Origin of the sequence: Candidatus Thioglobus sp., from assembly GCF_028599055.1 — a bacterium.
Classification (GTDB): domain Bacteria; phylum Pseudomonadota; class Gammaproteobacteria; order PS1; family Pseudothioglobaceae; genus Thioglobus_A.
Genome location: NZ_JAQRMS010000178.1, coordinates 1 through 2,205 on the forward strand (window position 1 = coordinate 1; position 2,205 = coordinate 2,205).

The 2,205-nt window shown below is 42.1% G+C and carries 5 protein-coding genes; all 5 read left to right on the forward strand.

The features are described from left to right. The coding region (locus tag PSN35_RS07250) for a DUF2238 domain-containing protein (protein WP_300031510.1) at positions 1 to 199 on the forward strand (199 nt) is incomplete at its 5' end. Between the two features lie 3 nt (positions 200 to 202). After that, on the forward strand, positions 203 to 502 hold the full coding sequence (locus tag PSN35_RS07255; protein ID WP_300031513.1) for a YciI family protein: 300 nt from the start codon (positions 203 to 205) through the stop codon (positions 500 to 502). Continuing rightward, entirely contained in the window at positions 499 to 1,209 is a 711-nt protein-coding gene (locus PSN35_RS07260; RefSeq protein ID WP_300031516.1) for an MBL fold metallo-hydrolase, read from the forward strand. The genes PSN35_RS07255 and PSN35_RS07260 overlap by 4 nt, the downstream gene beginning before the upstream one ends. Continuing rightward, on the forward strand, positions 1,206 to 1,457 hold the full coding sequence (locus PSN35_RS07265; protein ID WP_300031519.1) for a hypothetical protein: 252 nt from the start codon (positions 1,206 to 1,208) through the stop codon (positions 1,455 to 1,457). The genes PSN35_RS07260 and PSN35_RS07265 overlap by 4 nt, the downstream gene beginning before the upstream one ends. Continuing rightward, on the forward strand, positions 1,454 to 2,205 hold a 752-nt coding region (locus PSN35_RS07270; protein WP_300031522.1), incomplete at its 3' end, for a hypothetical protein. The genes PSN35_RS07265 and PSN35_RS07270, both read left to right, overlap by 4 nt.

Consider the following 2,205-nt stretch of genomic DNA (forward strand, 5'->3'; position numbering starts at 1 on the left):
TGCCCTGGGGTTTTGGGCGGCCAGCTATGAGGTCATCGAAATGTATTATGCCATCCTTGAAGGTGGTGAATCAGGCGCAGCCTTTTTAGGTTCACAAGGTGATATTTGGGATGCGCAAAAGGATATGTTACTCGATATAGTAGGTGGTTGTGTGTTTGGGTTATTAGCGCTACTTAATCGGCATAATTGGGAGAAGTAAATAATGTTGTATGCGATTATTTCACAAGATGTTGAGCATTCATTAGAAAAAAGAATGTTAGTGCGTCCAGCACATATTGAACGCCTAAACCGCTTAAAAAATGAAGGGCGTTTGATTTTGGCAGGCCCACATCCTGCGATTGATAATAACGAACCCGGTGAAGCAGGCTTTACCGGTTCTTTAGTTGTTGCTGAATTTGATTCACTTGAGCAGGCCCAAACTTGGGCGGACGCCGATCCGTATATGGCGTCGGGTGCGTATGAGCGCGTTATGGTTAAACCCTTTAAAAAAGTACTACCATGAGTTTAATTTTTAGACCGTTGTTTGAAAAAGAAAGCTCAACTTATACGTATCTCTTGGCCGATTCTAAAACTAAAGAGGCGGTGATTATTGATGCAGTTGCTGAGACTAAGCAGCGTGATATTGGCCTGATTGAAGAATTAGGTTTGGAGCTTAAATACATTATTGAAACCCACGTGCATGCAGATCATATTACCAGTTCTTGCCCACTTAAACAAAGATTCAATGAAGCTAAAATTGTTTTGGGTGAATTTAACCCGGTTGCTTGCGCTGATGTTTTAATCAAAGATGGTGAAAGTTTGCATTTTGGTGAATATCAAATCAATGCTCTATCAACACCGGGACATACTGATGGCTGTATGTCGTACGTTATTGGTGATAAAGTTTTTACCGGCGACGCCTTACTGATTCGAAGTTGCGGTCGTTGTGATTTCCAGGGTGGATCCGCTGAAAAATTATTTGATTCTATTTCGCAATTATTTACCTTGCCAGATGAAACCTATGTGTATCCGGCACACGATTATGGCGGACGCACAGTTAGCTCAATTTGGGAAGAAAAGGTGTTTAATGAGATGATAGGCGGTAAAGTCGATAAAGCAGAATTTGTGCGTCGTGTGAATGCGATGGAGTTGTCGTTGCCAGCTAAAATCCATGTTGCCGTTCCAGCCAATCAAGTGTGTGGTTCAAAAATTATTACCAAAGACGCATGAGAGGTTATTCGCTAGATCCGCACCCTAGTGCCAATGCTGCTAAAGAGGCTTTTGCTGTGGTAATGATACCTCGAGTGAATCGTGGGCGTGTGCCAGCCAACAATGTAGAGATCGTTTCAGATTTACAAGTTGCCATGGATCAATCAAGCCCAGATAATCATCGTTACGCAGCCAAGGTTGTCGGCCCTGCACGCTCGTCAGAAGGAGTGTTTTTGTATTACATTTTGGAATTATATAACGCTAAATGAAGTGGTTAATCTTAATAGTGTCGCTCTTTGCTACGACACTATATGCTGGAGAAAAATTTGACTTAGAGTTATCTTCAGGCGAAGTAATTACGATCGATAGTTATCCAGGTGAAGGAGATACGCTGTATTTGCAACTACCTTCGGAGCGCGGTTTGGGTAAAGGTTATGTGACCACTGCACAACAATTGGCGTTCGAAAATCATACGTTGTGGGCTGCTGATTTACATTCGAGTTATATGGTGGCGCCACGTCGTAGCAGTATTGATCAGTTTAATGTTAATGATTTACTAGAGCTGGTTGATTATTCAAAAGCGCAGGGTTTTAAGCAGCTATTTTTTATTGCTTCAGGTCGAGGGGCTCAATTGGCACTTAAGGTTGCTAATCAGTGGCAACTGAACAACCCTGATGAGCATTATTTGAAAGGCCACCTGTTGCATTCTCCACACCTTATTTTGGGTAAGCCGAAGCTAGGCACTAATGCGCAGTATGTGGATGTGGCCCAAGTTAGTAATTTACCCGTTTATTTAATTCTGCCTGAATATGGCACTAAATATTTTCGTGCTGAAGAGATTATAAAAACACTGAAAGAAGGCGGCAGTTCAGTGTTTACCCATAGGCTAAAAGGGGTTAGCGGTGGCTTTCACATGCGCAATGAGCAGGATTTAACCAAGGTAAGTTTACAAGAGAAGGATGCACTAGCAGACACTTACTTATTAGCCTCAAATTTATTATTAACAGTAACACCACC

Excerpts from the sequence above, each read along its gene's own strand:
- PSN35_RS07265 (WP_300031519.1), top strand. The coding sequence starts at position 1,206 with ATGAGAGGTTATTCGCTAGATCCGCACCCTAGTGCCAATGCTGCTAAA.
- PSN35_RS07255 (WP_300031513.1), top strand. The coding sequence starts at position 203 with ATGTTGTATGCGATTATTTCACAAGATGTTGAGCATTCATTAGAAAAA.
- PSN35_RS07260 (WP_300031516.1), top strand. The coding sequence starts at position 499 with ATGAGTTTAATTTTTAGACCGTTGTTTGAAAAAGAAAGCTCAACTTAT.